The 16,209-nt window shown below is 54.1% G+C and carries 13 protein-coding genes and 1 tRNA gene; 7 read left to right on the top strand and 7 right to left on the bottom strand.

Features of this window, described 5'->3' with window-relative positions; all coding sequences use genetic code 11:
• Nucleotides 1-245 (bottom strand): hypothetical protein (locus R6V78_RS12790; RefSeq protein WP_410289750.1); only part of this gene is annotated, 245 nt, incomplete at its 3' end.
• A gap of 127 nt (nucleotides 246-372) precedes the next feature.
• On the opposite strand from R6V78_RS12790, the gene R6V78_RS12785 reads away from it, so the two are divergent.
• Both R6V78_RS12785 and R6V78_RS12780 read left to right on the top strand, forming a co-directional pair.
• Entirely contained in the window at nucleotides 373-2,799 is a 2,427-nt protein-coding gene (locus tag R6V78_RS12785; RefSeq protein WP_410289749.1) for a dockerin type I domain-containing protein, read from the top strand.
• 417 nt (nucleotides 2,800-3,216) lie between these two features.
• The gene (locus R6V78_RS12780; RefSeq protein WP_410289751.1) at nucleotides 3,217-4,023 is read left to right on the top strand and encodes a DUF932 domain-containing protein; all 807 of its coding nucleotides are present in this window, start codon (nucleotides 3,217-3,219) and stop codon (nucleotides 4,021-4,023) included.
• On the opposite strand, the gene R6V78_RS12775 is transcribed toward R6V78_RS12780, so the two are convergent.
• From R6V78_RS12775 to R6V78_RS12750, 6 genes are all read right to left on the bottom strand, one after another.
• On the bottom strand, nucleotides 4,008-4,727 hold the full coding sequence (locus R6V78_RS12775) for a hypothetical protein (protein WP_410289748.1): 720 nt from the start codon (nucleotides 4,725-4,727) through the stop codon (nucleotides 4,008-4,010). The genes R6V78_RS12780 and R6V78_RS12775 overlap by 16 nt on opposite strands.
• Before the next feature lie 74 nt (nucleotides 4,728-4,801).
• Nucleotides 4,802-5,272 carry a hypothetical protein gene (locus R6V78_RS12770; protein ID WP_410289747.1) on the bottom strand — a complete coding sequence of 157 codons (471 nt, stop codon included), beginning with the start codon at nucleotides 5,270-5,272 and terminating at the stop codon, nucleotides 4,802-4,804.
• Nucleotides 5,269-5,808, bottom strand: coding sequence for a type II toxin-antitoxin system antitoxin SocA domain-containing protein (locus R6V78_RS12765; protein WP_410289746.1), 540 nt, complete (start codon nucleotides 5,806-5,808; stop codon nucleotides 5,269-5,271). Before R6V78_RS12765 ends, R6V78_RS12770 begins: the two co-directional genes overlap by 4 nt.
• Before the next feature lie 407 nt (nucleotides 5,809-6,215).
• Nucleotides 6,216-6,291 (bottom strand) — tRNA-Asn (locus tag R6V78_RS12760).
• A gap of 174 nt (nucleotides 6,292-6,465) precedes the next feature.
• Nucleotides 6,466-7,200 carry a class I SAM-dependent methyltransferase gene (locus R6V78_RS12755; protein ID WP_410289745.1) on the bottom strand — a complete coding sequence of 245 codons (735 nt, stop codon included), beginning with the start codon at nucleotides 7,198-7,200 and terminating at the stop codon, nucleotides 6,466-6,468.
• Complete coding sequence (locus tag R6V78_RS12750) at nucleotides 7,187-8,434, bottom strand: glycosyltransferase family 4 protein (protein WP_410289744.1); 1,248 nt, start codon at nucleotides 8,432-8,434, stop codon at nucleotides 7,187-7,189. Before R6V78_RS12750 ends, R6V78_RS12755 begins: the two co-directional genes overlap by 14 nt.
• A 292-nt stretch (nucleotides 8,435-8,726) precedes the next feature.
• Here R6V78_RS12750 and R6V78_RS12745 point away from each other — a divergent pair, with 292 nt between their 5' ends.
• The 5 genes from R6V78_RS12745 to R6V78_RS12725 all read left to right on the top strand — a co-directional run bounded on the left by R6V78_RS12745 (nucleotide 8,727) and on the right by R6V78_RS12725 (nucleotide 16,049).
• Nucleotides 8,727-9,644 (top strand): hydroxymethylglutaryl-CoA lyase, encoded by a 918-nt coding sequence (locus tag R6V78_RS12745; RefSeq protein ID WP_410289743.1) that lies wholly within the window; start codon nucleotides 8,727-8,729, stop codon nucleotides 9,642-9,644.
• A 301-nt stretch (nucleotides 9,645-9,945) separates the two neighbouring features.
• Complete coding sequence (locus tag R6V78_RS12740) at nucleotides 9,946-11,523, top strand: HD domain-containing phosphohydrolase (RefSeq protein ID WP_410289742.1); 1,578 nt, start codon at nucleotides 9,946-9,948, stop codon at nucleotides 11,521-11,523.
• 142 nt (nucleotides 11,524-11,665) lie between these two features.
• Nucleotides 11,666-12,586: a hypothetical protein gene (locus R6V78_RS12735; protein ID WP_410289741.1), complete on the top strand. Its 921-nt coding sequence runs from the start codon at nucleotides 11,666-11,668 to the stop codon at nucleotides 12,584-12,586.
• Nucleotides 12,583-14,577 (top strand): transglycosylase domain-containing protein, encoded by a 1,995-nt coding sequence (locus tag R6V78_RS12730; RefSeq protein WP_410289740.1) that lies wholly within the window; start codon nucleotides 12,583-12,585, stop codon nucleotides 14,575-14,577. The genes R6V78_RS12735 and R6V78_RS12730 overlap by 4 nt, the downstream gene beginning before the upstream one ends.
• An 8-nt stretch (nucleotides 14,578-14,585) precedes the next feature.
• Nucleotides 14,586-16,049 (top strand): SPOR domain-containing protein, encoded by a 1,464-nt coding sequence (locus tag R6V78_RS12725; RefSeq protein ID WP_410289739.1) that lies wholly within the window; start codon nucleotides 14,586-14,588, stop codon nucleotides 16,047-16,049.
• Nucleotides 16,050-16,209: the final 160 nt, after the last annotated feature.

Genomic DNA, 16,209 nt, shown 5'->3' with positions numbered 1-16,209 from the left:
TAGATTCGGCGCGACGTCCCCCGTCTGCTTTCGATGGTTGTTGCTTGAACACCGGGCTTTTTGAAAAAAATCGTCTTCGACTTTCCGTCCGAATCATACGGCACATCATGGACCTCTTTTTGTTCTCGCGCTTTATCGTTTTTCAGGGCAGCTAAGGCCACCTTCACTTTGAACTGTGGAGAGTAATAGTTACTTCGTTTTTTCTCACGATCAGCTCTATCAAATTTTGGCTGATTCAGAACCAATCTTACTGTTCAGTTTTCAGAGATCACCGTCGACCTCGATCTTAATTAATTACCTGTTTCAGAGTTCTAACTTATGTTGTTGAAGGGTTATAAATTATAACAGAAACCAAAGAAGAGGAGGGGCGGTATGATATCTAAAAAGCTGATCTTTTTATTTATTGTTTTCGGTATAGTTTTTACATGTGTTTTCGTCGCTTACTCTTTTACAGCCAAAAATGTTGGACTGGACGCGCTCGTAAGAATGCCGGGAACCCAGCCAGATCAAGGTGTTGTTCTTCAGGATCCATTACAGGGTCAGGCCGGATGTATAAATTGTCACGGCGAGAATCCAACGGACCCGACCGGACAATTCATCGTCGTCCCCGGTTTTTCCTGGTCAGGTTCTATGATGGCCCAGGCGGCCAGAGACCCTATTTTCTGGGCAACCATGACGGTTGCCGCCCAAGACTCCATCGCGGCGCTGGGAAGGCCCAATGCGGTGGACATATGCCTTCGCTGTCATTTTCCGCAAGGATGGCTGGCCGGTCGATCCGGGCATATCGATCCTTCTGACCTCAACGCTTCGGCCATGACCGGCAGTGATTTTGACGGGGTGTCATGCGATCTGTGCCACCGGATGTATGATCCATTTTTCGAAGATACATTCGAGGGGACACGAGAAAGCAGCGCCTGGGAATCCTATTGGGATGAGGCTGGCAATACCGGTCCGCCGTCCAGCACCACCCTATCCCAGATAGAAGCGGAAATTACCCTCAATGAAGACAGGGCCCTGGCAAGCGCCATCAATCTTTTCAACGGCAATGACTTTTACCTGGATGATCGGCCGGTGTTTGACACATATACCGAAAACGGCGGCGGTCAGTTTTTTGTAAGTACCACCAATAACTTTGTTGACAAGCGGGCCAGCTTTGCCGATACGGTGCCTGATCACAGCGTGCTATACAGTCGCTACCACAAGTCCAAGTTTTTTTGCGGTACTTGTCACGATGTGTCCAACCCGGCCCTGGAAAATGTGGCCTTTATCGACGCCGTCCCAGATGATGGAACCACTGAGCTTCCTTCAGAAACACAATCGGCATATTCCTATTTTCATGTGGAGCGCACGTTTTCGGAGTTTATGCTTTCCGCTTACGGCCGAGGAGGGGCCCCCACCAATCTCGAATTTCAAGAGCAGGGTGCCAACAGGATCACATATGCCACCAAATGCCAGGATTGTCATATGTGGGATACGGTTGGTAAAGGTTGTGGAGAACTTGCGGCGCCGTTGCGACCCGATGAGAGTATCGAGCACCCGAACTCTGGGGCCCCCTTCCATACTCTCCAGGGTGGTAATGCTTGGATGACCTTTATCCTGGCCACTACCGACGATCATTTTCCGGAATTTGATCCCATAAACCTGGCCTTGCTCAATCAGGGCAAGGAAATTTTGACGCTGGACCTTGCTCAAGGAATCGATACGCGGGATAATGGTGCCGCCCTGTTGGCTGCTTCAAATCGAGCCTTATTCCAGCTGAAACTTGCAGGGACCATTCAGAATATCGTTTATGATCCTGTTAGCGGCGATTTGGATTTCAGAATCCTGAACAATTCCGGACATAAGCTGATTACCGGCTACCCTGAAGGTCGTCGCATGTTCGTAAACATCAAGGCTTACGATGAATCGGACAATTTGATATTCGAGGTCAATCCCTACGATTATAGCGTGGGAACCCTGAGAGGGCTGGATCCGACCAAGGTTCCCAGCTCCCCGGCCCTGGGTCCCAATGAAATCTACGTCGATGAACTGGTCTACGAGTCAACGCCCAAAAGCGACCTGGCAGGCATTTTTTCTGATCCTGATAGGGAATCAAAAAAGACCTTCCATTTTGCCTTAGCCACGGACCGCTTCAAAGACAACAGGATACCCCCCAAAGGCTTCAGCCTGGCCGATGCTGCAGCAAGGCTCAGCAGGCCGGTATGGGAGGGCGTCAAAGACGATGGGTCGCCAACTGATTTGTTCACCCCGGCAGAGTATGCTGGTGGTTATGATGATGTCAACCTTGCCGGCACTGTTTTCCCCGCCGGCGCCGCTCGTGTGGAAATCGTACTGTACTATCAGGGAACCTCCCGCGAGTACGTCGAATTTTTGCGGGATGAAATCAACGGATCCGCAACCGCACCTAATTTCCTGACCCTTCAACCCGCCAACTACATTGTTCAGACCGATGCCTTTTTTCAGGAGACCATGGTCGGCTTGCGGGCCTGGGGCAACACCATATGGGATTTGTGGTACCACAATCACGGACTGGACAATAGCGGAACCGCAGTGCCTGGCATAATGCCCTTTGAAATGGCAAAGGCAAGTTGGCCAGGTCTGCCGGCATGCGAATGTAACCTCAATGGTGACAACAGATGCAACATCTTAGACTACCAGATTTTCATCCAGGATTGGGGCGCGACCTCCTGCAATGATCCCAATGTGGTCTGCGAGTGTGACTTGAATAATGATGGCAGCTGCAATATCCTGGACTATCAGATTTTTACACAGGATTGGGGCCGAACAGACTGCCCATAGCAAATATAAGTACCCATGATTTTTCACTATGTCCTGAATCAGTGGCCTAGATTTTGCCGTAAGGTCTGAGGACGGTCGATCGCCCCGCATGCCATGCTTTGGTGGGGAAAATTCTCACCGTTTTTGAAATGTCGCGGGCATCTGATTTTTTCAGCCGGATTTCGGACAGAACCGATCACCAAGCAGGTGCTTTTGAGCATGCCAAGAACATGAAGGTGCGGGTAGACAGCAGAAGCGATTGTGTGAACGATTCCAATTGTGCCAAAACATTATGGCGCTGGCCGGACTTCACAACGAAATCGAATCCATGGACCAGTGGGTTTTGGATTTTCTCGATAAACGGTGGAAAATTTGGAAGCGGCGGCATGGCAACCAACAGCCCGGCCACCGGGCCGGGTATAGCCAAAAGGAGCCCCAATCAAGATCACGCAAAAGCTCCTTCCCTTTCCCAAAGTCATCGAGGCCCCTGTATCCTGGAAAGACCATGGCGCCTTCAACGATGCCAATCGATTCAAGGCCCTGGTCAATCCGGATACCAGCCAAGTCTTTTCCATCGTATCCAAGGACTACCGGTTGATCCGGCATGAGGAAGCGGTTTCCCGACTTGAAGATGTCATTCACAAAAGCCAAGGCCTCGGGCAGTATGAGGTGGATCGAGCCCTTTACAACAAGGGGGCCCGGATTCGACAAACCTACCGGTTCATTGATCAGAAATCGACCATCGCCGCGGGTGACTTCGTGAATCCGGAACTTCATCTATTCAACAGTTACGATGTGACATGGCCGTTCACGTTTCTATTAGGAGCATTTCGGTTTGTATGCGGCAATGGGCTTGTGGTCGGTAAAAAGTTTCTGGATTTCAAGCGCCGGCATGTTTACGCACTGGAAAAAATGGGGATTGAAGAGGAAGTTAAAACGGCCCTGGAGCGGTTCGACAAGCAGGCGGGCCAGTGGCGCCGTTGGGCAAGTACCCAACTATCCGGAAAGGCTTTCACGGGAATCATCAAAGGAATGGCATTCGGGGAAAAGGCCAAGGCACTGATTGGCAAACACATTAAATCAGGATTTCCAGGGAATGAACCCGGGCAACTGCCGGCCATGACCTTGTGGCAGTTTTACAACGTGGTCACATGGTACATCACCCACCATGCTGCATCTCTGAATCATCGGGTAGAATTAGAGAATCGTTTGAGAGTGGCGATGGTTTCTTATGGTTCAATATGATGTTGTGATTTCAAGGTAATGAATTCCACGAATCTTGCAGCAAAATCTGTGTAGCACATCTCGGTTGCGAATCCACCACCAGGGCTATATTTACCCTGATAATCTTTTCGCCATTTACCTGTCCTGCTGAACAACCCCTGACTTTCCATCTCGCTAATCGCAGATGTTACGAGATAGGGATCGTATCTATCTGCCAATTTTTCGGCAATAGTTGTCGGATCAACGTGCGCGAAACCCTGAACCGGGTCGGGGTTTCTTCCCGGACCTCGAACTTGCCCAATAAACATTTTATGAATTTCTGCTAAAACCATGAGAGATGCCAGTGATAAATGCCGCAACATATCGATAAATTTCAGCTTTTCCAATCTTGGTAGGGTTTGATTTGTTGATCCGTTGATCAGTGCATTTATGAAAAGTTCCTGTTTATCCTCAAGTTGTGAATCAAAGGTCGCATCAATCACTTTTCGAGTGAATTGCCCACCTTCCTCAGTCTCAAAATATTCTTGTTTAAAAAATGTTTCTATATCCTCAATTTTAGAGATTAAATGTCTGATAATAATTTGAATATTTCTTTCAAAATTACTGCGTTTATAAGCGTCCCAGCCTGCGATCACTTCACCAAAACCAGGTAATCTGGAAATTAATGCTTTAACCGATCCTTTCAATGCGTCTATAATATCATACCCCTTATCGGGCGAATGCATGATAATTATCCTCGAGGGATTGAATCTGTGATAACTTATAGATATTTATGAAAAAGACACTATTTGTTAGCTGGTCAGCTTCTTTTAGGCTTTTTCAGACCAGTAATTCCGGCAAGATTATAACTGTTGTAAATGTCTTTTTTTACCATCAGCGATATTTGCCTTGAACCAATGGTTCTTTTATAAATCATCCGCATGGTTTCTTCACGGAGAGTTCCTTTTTCTTCGATGTCGGGACCAAACTGGGCAATCTTAACTATTGAGATTGAGTAAGGACTCTCGTCAAAGTCGATCGCACAATCTTGTTCAAAGCATATATGCTCAGCGCATTTGAAAATAAAATGAGAATGACCCCGGCGGAAACCGCCAGATTCAAAGTGGTGCAGCTGGGTGGTCGTAGTGTAAGAATGGACTAATGCGATTTGGGAAAAGGCACCGGTAAAACCAACGCAAATAAACCATCTTGCTTTATCACCATCACCATATCGATTGTCAGGAAAATTGTTCCAACGAAAGACTAAGCCAACTTTCAGCTCGATACTCAATTCGAAAGCGCTTTTTGGGTTAAATAGACCGCTTCGGGGAAGGTCAGTTCATCCTTGGGTTTATTTGATAAGTCACCTTCGAATTCCAATGCTTTGTCTATCAGATTGTTTGTTGGCGTACGTTTCCAGGCAAGAATGTCCTGGTGTGTGGCATCGCTCATGATCCTTGCCGTCACCCATTGCTGGGCGTAAAAATCCAACAACCTATTCATCAACTCAATTTCATAATCGCTGAAATAATCCAAGTTCGGTTTTGAGGTGGTTACCACCTGCTCACCAAACTGGTCCTTAATGAATTTGCATCCAGTGACATTATCTTTGCCATCGTAGACCTCCAATGGCACTGGACCGCGTTCCATTGCACGATATGTGAGGTCTAAGGTTGGTCTGCCAGTTTCCCGAATACTGCAGAAGTCAAGAAAAGCAAGGTATTTATATAGGTAGGTTTGATACAGCGGTTTCCTCACCCTTTTTCGGTGTTCCTGGGCAAAGAAAATTGCCGCATTCTTTATTTTTTCATCTTGGTATGGAATCATTGATGCCTTTCGTAGGCCGAAAGCCTATCCTTTAATAACTTTTCAATTGAATGATTGTCAATGGAAAGGCGCTTAATCTGGTATCGGCACTATAAAGATAATGCTTGAGCAGGCACTATCAACAACCGAATTTGGAGTCCGGTGGACAGCCAATCAGAAATTGCGGTGCTTATATCAAAAACCGGCCAGCCAACGGGGCCTGCAGGGGGCAAAGAATTCGTTTCCGTCTGGGTGGTCCGGATCGGTTGGAAGTTAAGGTTTCCACGCAAAGTGGTATTTGAGGATCTCGAAAAAGGTGATTTTTTTTCCAAGGCCCGAAGTGACTATTTTTCTGCTGTAGGTTGGAAATAGGGTTGGAATCAAGAAAAAGGGGCTACAGACTGAACTCTGTAACCCCTTGTTATGTCTGGCTCCCCAGCACGGACTTGAACCGCGGACCCAGTGGTTAACAGCCACTTGCTCTGCCGACTGAGCTACTGGGGAATATGAGGTTTCCTTGCCGTGGTGTCACGGCTAAAGAAGCGTCTTAAATAGTCGACCATGATTTGAATGTCAAGCGCTTTTTAATCACGAAATGCAGGCTTGAAAATTGACTGATTCAATTTTAGTAGGCGTATAAGTCCATTGAATTTATTTAATTTTCCGTTTCCAGGGCGATTATTGAACCGGTGAAACAGCAGTCTGTTCTTTGCGCAGGTACAACACCACGCTTTTTCCCAGCACCGGGTTACACAGTCGGTCGATCAACCGGGTCACCCACGGCTTTTTCATGATATCCCAGACCAACAGGCGATAATACAGGTTGACCGCTGCGCAGTCCGTTCGAGCCGGACCGACCAAACACTTGAGCCACCAATAGGGGGAATGAATGCTGTGGGCGTAGTGATGACACAAGAATCGGGTGCCTGCGCGCTCCAGACGGTCGATTAAATCCCTTTTGCGATAGATGCGCACGTGGCCCTGGTTGGCATTGAAGTACGTGTCGGACAGAGCCCAGCAGATGCGCTCGGGCAGGAAGCGGGGAACGCTCACTACCAGAGGCTTGCCCGGTTTGAGCACGCGGATGATCTCGCGCATGGCCTTTTCATGATCCGGGATGTGCTCCAGCACTTCACTGCAGATGACCAGGTCGAAGCATGCGTCGGAGAAGGGCAGACGGGTGACGTCGGCGGCGGAAAGGGTCCATGTGCCGCCGCCGTGTTCGCCCAGCCGATCGTGGAGTTGCAGTCGCTCGCGCGCTTCCTGTAGATCTTTCGGGTTCAGATCTGCACCGGTTACCCGCACCCCTTTGAGCCGGTAGGCGGCGCAGGTGTGGCGGCCGGATCCGCAGCCGATGTCCAGGATGCGATCTTCGGGGCGAATCGGTAAACGGGAGAAATCAACGGTAATCAAGAATGGTCTTCCGGTAGGCCGCCACAGTCTTTTCGGCCGCACGCCGCCAGGTAAAGTGCTGCTGGACCCGCTGGTATCCGCGGCGGCCCAGATCGTTGGCCTGCTCGGGGTGGTCCAGCAGGTCGATGATGGCCCGGGCCAGGGCCCGGTGATTCTTCGGGGGTACCAGAATGCCGGCATCACCCACCACCTCGGGAAGCGCGCCGCCTGTGGTGCTGATCACCGGCACCCCGCAGGCCATGGCTTCCCCCGCCGGCAGGCCGAACCCCTCGTAAACCGACGAGACCACGGCCATGGCCGCGCGGGCATACTGGCGCACAAATTCCGCATCGCTGATGCGCCCGGTAAAGGTGATCCGGTCGCCGATGCCCAGGCGTCGGATCAGTCGGGTGATGCCCCCGTTTTTTTTGGGTGCTCCGACCACCACCAGGCGGATGGCTCTTTTATTTATGATTTCCGCCACGGCATGCAGCAGGTAGAAAAGCCCTTTCAGCGGAACGTCAGAACTGTTGGTGACGATGATGCGGCCCGGCTCCCGCTGAATATCGGCAATGGGATAGAAAAGGTCGGTGTTGATGCCGTTGGGTACCACGCTGAAGCGTTCCCGGGGTATCCTGAATTCCCGGGCGATGTCCTCGCGGGCACACTCGGAGACCGTGATGATCCGACCCAGGGTGCGCGATACCCGTTTTTGCATGCCGATGAAGGAGAACCAGCGCAGGTGTTTGAGCTTTTTCCAAAACGGTCGCACCGAACGCACGGCGATGTCCCGGTCCACGGTGATGGGGTGGTGGATGGTGGCCACGGTGGGAATTTTTTTGGATAGAGACCAGATCCCATAGGACAGGCTCTGGTTGTCGTGAACGATGTCAAAACGCTGCATCCGCTTTCGCAAAAACCGCTGGGCACGAAAACCGAAGGTGAACGGCTCGGGGAATCCCATGGTGGATACACCCATCCACTCCATGAGATTGACGGGATCCGACAACTCCCTGAGGCTGGGAATGCGAAACAGGTTTTCGGGGTTATACAGATCCAGGCAGGCCAGTCGGTGGATGGGGATATCCGGGTCCAGCATGGGATCGGGAGGGCCGGAGACCACTTCAACATGCTGGCCGAGATCTTTGAGGGCCCGGCTCAGGTTTTTCACGTAAACGCCCTGGCCACCGCAGTGGGGGTTGCTGCGGTAGCTCAGCAGACAGATGTTCAAGGGACGATCGAGCAGGCTAGTCATGAAAGTGTAACCGGCAGTCCTTCCTGTGCGGGCAAAATTGATTCCCATACCGCCCGTCTGTGTCCACCGTCAAGCATTATCGTGCATTGCTTCAGGATCGACCGATTGCGGGAATTGCGTGTTGTCGGCTTTCTATTGAAGGTATAAGGTAAGGGACACAGGACAGCGGCAAGAAGCCGGAATCCAGGAGTCAGGAGCCAGCGCCGGCGGCCGCAAAGCCAGTTTGATCGTGAGCGGGAAGGTTGAGCAGGCCCGGACCGCGCATCCAGTTTTTTATTCAAAAGGAGGATTCGTGGACAATCTGATGCCCCATGCGGTAACACTAGTGGAGGTGGGGCCGCGCGACGGCTTCCAGTTCGAAAAGACCGTGGTCCCCACCGACCGTAAACTCTCCGTCATTGGGCGTTTGGTTGCGGCAGGGCTGAAACAGATCCAGGTGGCATCCTTCGTTCATCCGGCGAAGGTTCCCCAGATGGCTGACGCCGACCCGCTGATTCGACGGCTTCCCCGGGATGACGGTGTGGTCTACAGCGCATTGGTGCTCAATCGCCTGGGGTTGTCCCGAGCACTTGCGTCGGGCATCCCGGCCGTGGAGATCTCGATATCGGCCAGCGATGCCCACAGCCGCAAGAATGCCGGCATGGCTCACGCTGACGCGCTGGACCAGGGACTGCGCATGATCGGTCAGGCGGTATCGGCCGATCTTTACGTCCGGGCCAGCGTGCAGTGCACGTTCGGTTGCGTCTTTGAGGGACAGATACCCTCAGCCCGCATAGCTGATATAATCCGCCGATTTGTCGATCACGGGGCCCATGTGCTGGCCCTTGCCGACACCACCGGTATGGGATCACCGCCGGTGATCAAACGGGTCCTGGATGCGGTGCTGCCCCTGACCGGCCGGTTGCCCCTGGCGCTGCACCTTCACGACACCCGAGGTCTGGGGCTGGTGAACTTGATGGCGGCATTGAATTACGGTGTTTCGATTTTCGATACCGCCCTGGCCGGCATGGGCGGATGTCCTTTCGTTCCCGGTGCAGCCGGCAACATCGCCACCGAAGACACCGCCCACCTCATGGAAACCCTGGGGATTTGCAGCGGCGTGGATTACCGTCGGGTGGGGGTTATTTCCCGCGAGATGGAGATGTTCTTCCGCAAAACCTTTCCCGGCCGGATGCACCGGGTGACGGACTATGCGGTATCGTCCGCGTAATGCCCTTCCGATCCCCCCTTGCCGGTTACGAGCCTTTGCGCGCAAGTGCCTGCCGACCCCGATTCCTTCCCAATATCCGTGCTGCCAGCCGCAGTCGCAACACGGCCGTCAGCGCGATACAACCCGGATCCGACACGATGCTGATATCCGCCGCTTGGTTTTTAAGATGGATCCGCCCGAATTGCTTTAGTTTGTCATTGACCGGCCGATATCAGGTACATGACCGATGATTCTCCCAACGCAGTGTTGTGGCGGCAGGGATCCAAATCAATGTGTATTCAAATGAAATCAAATAAATAAGATGCCTTTTACTGACAACCCCAAAGAGACCCTGTTGTTTGTGGATGACGAGGAAAGTATTCTGGAAGTGGCCTCGGAGTTTTTCAACGCCAAGGGGTACCATATTCTGACCGCAAAGAACGGTCGCATTGCCACCGACATCATTGCCGGGCAAAAAATCGACTGCTGCTTCACGGACATCAACATGCCTGAAATGGACGGGTTGGAGCTGGCCGAACACATCCGAATGGTGGACAACACCATTCCGGTGATCATCATGACCGGTTATCCGTCCCTGGACAACACCATCCGCACCCTGAAAAACGGTGTGGTGGATTTCCTGATCAAGCCGGTGAACCTGAACCAGCTGGAGATCTGCGTCAAACGGGTATTGCGGGAGCGGCAGCTGTTCATCAAGAATATCTTTCTGACCAAGGAAGTGGAGGGCAAGCAGCGGATTGAGCATCTCAACCGGGAACTGACTTACAAGGTCGAGGAGCTCAACACCCTCAACCGCATCATGACCGACTTTTCCACCTTCGGCTCCAGCTTCGACCTGTTCAAGCGCGTGGTTGACCTGTCCACTGAACTGACCCACGCCGATGAGGCCTGTTTTTACGTGATCAACGAAGCCATCCAGCAGCCGGTGGAAGTGGCCCGGTCTGTTGCCGGCGGCAACGGCGGCGTGCAGATACAGCCTGACTGCTCGACCCGGACAGATGCTGGGCGGTGTTCCCCCGGTTTGGATATCAACCAGCTGATTCTTGACAACTGCGATGAGGATAAGCCGTTGCTGATCCATGAAAACAGCCACGTTCAGGGGCTGCCCGAAGCCATCCGGTCGCTGATGCTGGTGCCGTTGAACATCCGCAGAAAGGTGTTTGGCGTTCTGGCCGTGTCGGTGCGCAACGGAACGGTCCGCTTCTCGGAAAAAGACCTTTACTACATGTCGTTCATGACCAACAAGGCGGCCTATGCCATCGAAAACATCGCCCTTTACGAAAATATATATGAAAATCTCTTGGCCACTTTATACGCCTTTGTAGGTGCCATTGAGGCGCGAGATCCATATACCGAACAGCATTCCAACCGGGTGACCCGAATAGCCATGGCCCTTTGCCAGGCCATGGGCGGCAGCCAGGAGGAGCAGGATATTCTCAATGTCGCCGCCCAGCTCCACGATATCGGCAAAATCGGCATCCGGGATGACATTCTGCTCAAACCCGGCAGCCTGACCGAGGAGGAGTTTTGTATCATCAAGGAACACCCGGTGATCGGCGCCAAGATCGTGGAACGTTTAGGATTGTGGGATCGTGAAAAGAACATCATTCGTTGCCATCACGAGCGTTTCGACGGTAAGGGGTATCCCGACGGCCTCGCCGGAGAAGCGATTCCCATGCTGGGACGGATTCTCTCCGTGGCTGACGTATACGACGCCATCGCATCTGATCGTGCCTACCGTAAGCGCATGGATGAAGACAAGATTCTTCATATCATGTATAGCGGCTCCGGAAGCCAGTTCGACGCCGGTGTCATCGATACTTTCCGATCGCTCTACGGTCAGGGCGTTCTCAAAGAGATCATTCAGACCACCTCCTGAAGTCTGGAGAACCACCCAACCCGCCCGATTGAAAACCCTGCCCTTTATCATTTGATGCGAATGTAGTAAAAAACAAAAAAATTACCAAACAGCACCATGACCGTCGAATGGCGGCGGTCTGGAATGGGGGTTAAGGAGTCCTATGCCGGTCTGGTCGGAACCACACGATCTGAAAACATGGATGCTGCATGGGGTGAGCATGCGCGGCGCGGCGCTGCTGCTCGCCGTTTTGGCCATCCTGATCTCTGAGGTGCGCTTCAGTTGGGTGGAGGGTATGCTGGGTCGCTATCTGGCAGTTTCCAATCCCCACCGACCGGAATCGGGTAACGTGTGGGAACAAGGTCGTCTGAAGCAGGTCGCCACCCAGACCCTGGAACAGATGATCAATCGACAGCTCAGCGCCCAGCGGGAGGCCCGGGAGGCCACGTCCCTTACCCAACTTGTCGAGGGCCTTTCCGCGTCCCAGGGAACCATGATCTCTGCGGCGCATTTCAAAACCCTCTACAGCCAGGTTCCCGAAACCGTCGCCCGAAGTCTTTTTTCGCCTATTTTCATGCTGCGCATCAGTGCCGAAAAGAGCTGGGAGCGTGTATATATGGAGCGCGAAAACGGCCAGGTAGGCATCTACCTGCTGGATCGCGGTAACAATGTTCTCGGCTACACAACCTTGAGCGACCACCAGTTAAGTTCCACGGGCGCTGAAGCGCCCGTGCTGGCGGGTTCCCTGGACCAGCAACCGGAGTTTGCCGGACGCATTTATGCGGCGGAGCGGTTTTTTATGGCCCTGGATACGCTTACTCCGGAGATCCAGCGGGGTGTACTCGCCCATCCGGGTGCCTTGTTGGCCGCTGAAGGGATCCCCGTGCGCGTGGGGTTCAGCGATGAGGTCAGCGCCGATATGATTCGCATCGGTATCGAGATGGAGACCCCCCAGGGCAGCCAGATCCTGCTGGCCGTGGGGCAGGAGTGGGCCGTCTGGCAGGTTCGGATGCTGCTGGAGCCCCGGCTTTCAAACCCGCAACCCAGCAGGCAGCGTTGGCCTGCCGGTGGGGGGGATCGATGATCCCGCTCCTGCGCCTATTCCAGGCGAGCACCACCTTGATTTTTGTCCTGGCCAGTGCCGGGGCTCTGGCGGCCATGGGCCTGTTCTGCCTATTTCTGGTGGCAGTCAAGGATCTGCCCCGGGTTCCCGAACCCATCAGCCGAATCAACGACACGCCGGCCACCGAGATTTTCAGCGCCGACGGCCGTCGGATTTTAACCATCGGGGGACGGGAAACAGTCGCCCTGGACGATGTTTCCTATGCGTTTATCCAGGCGATTCTGGCCACCGAAGACCATCGCTTTTGGGAACACCGGGGTATCAACAAGCTGCGCACCGTCAAGGCGTTGTGGGTCACCCTGTTTGAACCGGGAAAGGTTCAAGGGGCCTCCACAATTACCCAGCAGCTCGCCAAAAACCTGTTTTTCAGTTTTGAGCGGACCTATATCCGCAAGTTCCGCGAACTGCTGGTGGCTTTTCAGATCGAGGCCCAATTTTCCAAACAGGAGATCCTGGAAGCCTACATCAACCAGATTCCATTCGGTGTCGGCGCTTACGGCATCGGTGAGGCGGCACGTACCTTTTTCGGAAAATCCGCCGGGGAGCTGACCCTGGCTGAAGCGTCCCTTTTGGCCGGACTACCCAAATCGCCCACCCGGTACAACCCGTTTCGATACCCTGAGCGTGCCAGGGCCCGGCAGCAGGTGGTGCTGCAGCGCATGGTGGCTACGGGCATGATCAGCCGACAAGAAGCCATGGAAGCCGAAACCGCTGCGAATGACCTGCGCGCCCAGGGCCGACCGCTGAGGGTGGACAGCTATTTTCTGGATGCGGTCATGAAATCTCTGGAAGAGAGTTACAGCCCTGAGGTTGTCTACCATGGCGGATTGCGGGTTTACACCACCTTGGATGTCGGCATGCAGCAGATGGCCGAAACCGCCCTCCAGCAGGGAATCGCCCAGCTGGAATCCCAGATGGACACGAACCATCGATCAACCGAGGCGTTGACGGAAGATGATACCGGGCTTCAGGGTGCCCTGGTCGCGGTGGAAGTCAACACCGGAGCAGTCAAGGCACTGGTGGGAGGAAGGGACTTTTTCCAGACTCCCTACAACCGGGCGCTGCAGAACAACCGGCAGCCCGGATCCGGTTTCAAACCGTTTCTCTACTACGGGGTGCTGGAAAACCTGAACAAAACACCGGCCGATGTGATGGTGGACAAACCGGTGTCCATTCCCGTTGCCGGCAAGCCGCCCTGGAAGCCGCGTAATTTTGAACGCACCTTCAACGGCCCCATGGTGATCAAAAAGGCATTTACGGAATCGGTGAACACAGTGGCCGCCCAGCTGGTTGAAGCATCCGGCCCCGAAGCGGTCGTTAATACCGCCCGGCGATGTGGTGTCACCAGTCCGCTGGGATCAGTCTATTCTGTCGCACTGGGCACCTTCGGGGTCAGCCCCCTGGAAATGGCCGCCGCCTATGCCACGTTTGCCTCAGGTGGTGTGCGCCACCCGCCATACTGGATCCGTCGCGTGGAGGATGTCAGCGGCCGGGTGCTGGAGGAGCACATTATTACCGGCGAGCGGGTGCTCAATGAGTCGATTACCTATCAGCTGGTGGACATGATGACCGGCGTCATTGACGAGGGGACCGGCAGCGTGGTCCGGCGGATGGGATTTTCCTTGCCGGCCGCCGGAAAAACCGGTACCACCAACGACTACAATGACGCCTGGTTCACCGGTTTTACCCCCAACCTGAGCACGTCGGTGTGGGTGGGCTTTGATCGCGGCCAAGGCATGCGGGACAAAAACGGCGCGGGCATCACGGGGGGACGCGGTGCGGCGCCGATCTGGGCACAGTTTATGAAGCAGGCCACCCAGGGTGAGCCGCCCAAGGCTTTTATGGCTCCGCCGGACATCTATTTCCAGAAAGTGAACCCTGAAACCGGATCATGGGCCGGGTTCTGGACGCACAATCCGGTATCCGTGGCCCTGAGAAAGGGAAAATCCTGATCGGGAGCATGGGACACTTGTTTAAACATCTGGCCGTTCGTCTTTGGGTGGCTCTGGTGATCGGCGGTCTGACCGCCCTGGTGGTGCTGCCGCCTTTCGCCGGCACCGTGGGACCCGGCTGGATGATCGTGCCTGGTTTGTGTCTGCTTGCCGCCGCCTTCTGGTTGACGGGAATGGTTTTTGCTGCCATGGGCCGCCGACGACTGGCGCGCCTCCTTGGCGAAGCAACGGTCTGGGACCGCGCCGGTATGGTCCGGGAAGCCCGTCAAGCGCTCACCCGGGCTGCGGCCACGGTGGACAGTTTTTTCTTTTCGCCGCTCTCCCGAAAGGCACCCGCTGGTAAACTGCTGGCCCAGATGGCGCGGTTCCAGCTGGCCCAATCGCCTCCTGAACCGTCATCCGATGCCATCATCGGGACCTATCTGAATCATTTCCCCCGTGACCGGGACGCCGCCGTCAAATGGTTGGATGGCGTTCTGTCCGGGAGGGCGGTAACCCAGAAATCCCATGACATTGCCGCCAGGATCGGAACAGCCCATCTCCAAGACACGGCCATCCAACGTATGCTGGCTCAGTTTTACCTGGCCGAACGCTGTTGTGACTTCGCCGCCCTGCAGACTTACCGGCAGTTGATGGATGCCGGGGAGCCGCTGGCGGAAGCCCTGCTCTGCGGTGTTGCCGATCTCTTCCTGGCCCAGCCGCGTGCCGACAGACTGGCCCTTCAGGTATATCTGGATGTTTACCAACGCGGCGGGCGCGATGCACGCCTGCTTCCCGGCATCGCTGCCTGCTGTCGGATGATTCACCCCAGCCCGGTGACCCTGCCCCTGCTGGAGCGGGCCGATGCAGTCCTGGATGGTGTCGGCGCATCCCAGCGCGAAAAGATGGCCTCGGCGTTTCTACCCGAAATTGCCGATGCCCGACCGGACCGATCCTTCGGGAAACGGCCCGGCGCATGGCCGGCCATCGGACCGTCTCTCCGGAAGGTGCTGGCTGGATCGGGACGATTGACACGTCAATATGCCGCCGCCGGTTTGATGCGGTTGCGGAAATTCCAGGCCGGCATCTCCTCCCGGCGGGCCAAATCAGCGCTGAAGTGGACGACCATGGGCCTGTTTGTCATCGCTGTGGGATGGCTGGTGATAAATACCGCATGGCACCTGTCGGCCAATTTCAAAACGGTCGAAAAAGTGCCGGAACTGGTGGTCAAACCGGTCACCGATCCCTTTACGCTGCAGGTGGCGGCCTATTTGAAAGAAACCGATGCCCGGCACTATGTGGACCAATTGAAAGGTCAAGGACTGGATGCTTACTGGACCCGCGCATCCGGTGGCAGTAAAACCTGGTACCAGGTGAGAATTTCTCATTTTAAAACCAAGGCGGAGGCCAGATCTGCAGGTGAAGACCTGAAAAAACGTCAGCTCATAGGCGATTTTTATGTGGCCAATTACAAACGGCCGGACGTACCTTGATCCGAAATTCAGTGCCCAAGAAAGGGTGGATTTTAATCCAGACCCCTCGGCAATCCCGGTGCCTGAACCTGTCCACGGACAGGCGCGCGAAGCGTGTGTTCAAAAAAGTGCTTGTCACCCCGAAACAAAGTGTTTAGCTTAGCCAGATACGGATACAAAA

Origin of the sequence: Desulfosarcina sp. (assembly GCF_046496365.1) — a bacterium.
Lineage (GTDB): Bacteria > Desulfobacterota > Desulfobacteria > Desulfobacterales > Desulfosarcinaceae > Desulfosarcina.
This window is presented reverse-complemented; position numbering and strand designations above follow the sequence as displayed.

Bases quoted from the DNA above. Each gene is read 5' to 3' on its own strand.
- R6V78_RS12785 (WP_410289749.1), top strand. From the start codon at position 373: ATGATATCTAAAAAGCTGATCTTTTTATTTATTGTTTTCGGTATAGTT.
- R6V78_RS12775 (WP_410289748.1), bottom strand. From the start codon at position 4,727: ATGCATTCGCCCGATAAGGGGTATGATATTATAGACGCATTGAAAGGA.
- R6V78_RS12765 (WP_410289746.1), bottom strand. From the start codon at position 5,808: ATGATTCCATACCAAGATGAAAAAATAAAGAATGCGGCAATTTTCTTT.
- R6V78_RS12750 (WP_410289744.1), bottom strand. From the start codon at position 8,434: ATGACTAGCCTGCTCGATCGTCCCTTGAACATCTGTCTGCTGAGCTAC.
- R6V78_RS12740 (WP_410289742.1), top strand. From the start codon at position 9,946: ATGCCTTTTACTGACAACCCCAAAGAGACCCTGTTGTTTGTGGATGAC.
- R6V78_RS12735 (WP_410289741.1), top strand. From the start codon at position 11,666: ATGCCGGTCTGGTCGGAACCACACGATCTGAAAACATGGATGCTGCAT.
- R6V78_RS12730 (WP_410289740.1), top strand. From the start codon at position 12,583: ATGATCCCGCTCCTGCGCCTATTCCAGGCGAGCACCACCTTGATTTTT.
- R6V78_RS12725 (WP_410289739.1), top strand. From the start codon at position 14,586: ATGGGACACTTGTTTAAACATCTGGCCGTTCGTCTTTGGGTGGCTCTG.